Raw genomic sequence first — 2,527 nt, 5'->3', positions numbered from 1 at the left:
GTCGCCGAGCAGCGGTACCTTGCTGTTCGACACCTGGTAGTTGTCCTGCATCAAACCGCCGAGCACGATGATCTCGCCGTTGTCCGCCAGGATCGTCGACTGGATCGAGCGCTTCGTGAAGGTCGGGCCGGTCTGCGCGTTGGTGGTACCGCTGACGACCGCCGAATCCTCCGTGTAGAGCTGCAGCTTCAGGATCCCGCCGTCGGTAATCTGCGGCTTCACGTGCAGCGTCAGGCCGACGTCGCGGCGATCGTACGTATTGAACGCATTGCTCGTCGTGCCGCTCGTCAGGTTCGAATACGAACCGGTCGGGATCGGTACGTTCTCGCCGACGACGATCTTCGCTTCCTCGTTGTCGAGCGTGATCAGGTTCGGCGTCGACAGCACGTTCGCGTCGCTCACGCCCGCGAAATACTGCAGCAGCGCGCCGAGTCCCTGCACGCCGAACATGTTGTGCAGCCAGCCGATGTTGAGGCCCTGGTTGAGATTAGCGAGGTTCGACGCCAGCCCGAGCCTTGAAACCGTTCGGGTACCGGCGGTCGCCCCGCCGGTCGTCAGATTGACGATGCTGTTGCCCGCGACGCCGCCGGCGGTGGCCGCGAGGTTCGTGCCGGCGAGCAGCGCGCCGCTCGCGACCTGCCACTGGATGCCGAGCTGGCCGGCCGTCGTCGAGTTCAGCTCGACGATCAGCGCTTCGATGTAGACCTGCGCGCGACGCTTGTCGAGCTGGTCGATCACCGAGCGCAGGTTCCGGTAAACTGGATCGGACGCGGTGATGATCAGCGCGTTGGTCGCCGCATCGGCCTGGATCATCCCGCCCGGCTGGTTGTCGTCGCTCTTGCCCTTGTCGCCGCCGAGCAGGCCAGCGTTGCCGATCCCACCGCTGCCGTGGGATGACAACGGTGACGAGCCGCCGAGGCCGCCGGACGGCAGCGGCGGGGTGCCGGACGACCCGGTCGAGAAGTTGCCGCTCGACGACGAGCCGCCGCTCTGGTTGAAGCTGTTCGCATCGTTGGACGACGCCGACGAGCCGCTGTCGTTGCCGCCCTTGCCGAGCATCCCGCGCAGCGTCTTCGCGAGCTTCACCGCATCGGCGTTGCGCAGCGGCACGACGTGCATGTTGCCGGGCACCGCGCTCGGTGCGTCGAGCTGCTGCACGAGGCGCTTCGCGGCCGCGAGGCGCGATGCGCTCGACGCGCGCAGCATCAGCGAGTTGGTGCGCGGGTCGGCCGTGACCGACACCTTCAGCGTTGCATCGCTGTTGCCGATCGCGCCCGGATCGAGCATTTTCTGCAACTGTGCGGCAAGGTCGATCGCGTTCGCGTTGCGCAGCGGAACGACCTGCACCTGCGCGCCCGCGGCGCTGTCGACGCCCGCGATGATCTGCGCGATGCGGCGCACGTTGTCCGCATAGTCGGTCACGACGATCGTGTTGTTCGCCGGGTAGGCCGTCACCGTGTTGTTCGGCGAGATCAGCGGCCGCAGCACGGGCAGCAGGTTGTTCGCCGATTCGTTGTGCAGCTCGAACACCTGCGTGATCACCTGGTCGCCGCGCGCCTGCGGCGCATTGCCGACATAGGTCGGCACGCCCTGCAGCTTCGCGTCGGCCTCGGGCACGACCTTCAGCACGCCGTGATCCTGCACGAGCGCGAAGCCCTGCATGCGCAGCGCCGACTGCAGCGTCTTCAGCGCCTGGTCTTCCGGCACCGGACGTTCGGCAACGAGGTTGAGCTGCCCCTTCACGCGGGGGTCGACGATGATGGTCTTGCCGGTTGCGGCGCCGATCGCCTTGGCGGCCTGGGCGATATCCGCATTCACGAAGTTGAGCGTGACCTGAGCGTAGGCGGCCTGTGAGCCGATGATGCCGGCGACGATCAGGGTTGTGGCGACTTGCCGCACAACCAAGCGATCTTTTATCATTGAAAAGGTCATTGGGGACGCAGCACAGGAGTGCCATAACGAGCACCGCGAAGGAGGATAAAAGATCGACGGAACTCAACCAAAACAGGGGGCGAGATGCCAATTTAATTTTGGCGAAGCCGCAGAGCGGCTCGAAAAATAGCCCCCCGCAGACTTAATTCGCTGAGTCATGTGACCTTATTGGCGACTCAATATTTTCGCTGAATCCGACGGGGTCGACCACAAGAAACGTCTTGAAATTCCGTGCTGTGGTCGACAGAAGCTCTCGTTATTGATCCGCTTTAGGAATCTTGGACCGATCCGAGCGCGAGTTTTGCGGCAAACTTCACCCTGAACCAGGAGGTGGCTTGTCATGAAACGGAAACGCTTTTCGATCGAACAGATTGTGGCGGTGCTGAAGCAAGCCGAGCTGGACATGCCGGTGGTCGATGTGATCCGGCAGGTCGGTATTTCGGAACAGACGCTCTATCGGCGGAAGAAGCAATACACCGGGATGTGTAGTGGTCAACTAATCCCGGACACTGCGTTAAGTTTTTCTTCCGCAACGGCCGGCGCCAGTCCGTCGTTGAACTGATGCGGCCGTATCCAGTTGTACCGGTGCATCAGG

At 63.4% G+C, this 2,527-nt stretch carries 1 protein-coding gene and 1 pseudogene; one reads left to right on the top strand and one right to left on the bottom strand.

Annotation, left to right across the window (positions count from 1 at the left end):
* Positions 1 to 1,899 (bottom strand): type II secretion system secretin GspD (gene gspD / locus ACNQQL_RS35800; RefSeq protein ID WP_416392823.1); only part of this gene is annotated, 1,899 nt, incomplete at its 3' end.
* Positions 1,900 to 2,272: 373 nt separating this feature from the next.
* Here gspD and ACNQQL_RS35795 point away from each other — a divergent pair.
* A pseudogene (locus ACNQQL_RS35795) lies at positions 2,273 to 2,431 on the top strand (transposase); the annotation flags it as partial.
* Between the last annotated feature and the right edge of the window lie 96 nt (positions 2,432 to 2,527).

Origin of the sequence: Burkholderia sp. LFS061 (assembly GCF_047978125.1) — a bacterium.
Lineage (GTDB): Bacteria > Pseudomonadota > Gammaproteobacteria > Burkholderiales > Burkholderiaceae > Burkholderia > Burkholderia pyrrocinia_C.
This window is presented reverse-complemented; position numbering and strand designations above follow the sequence as displayed.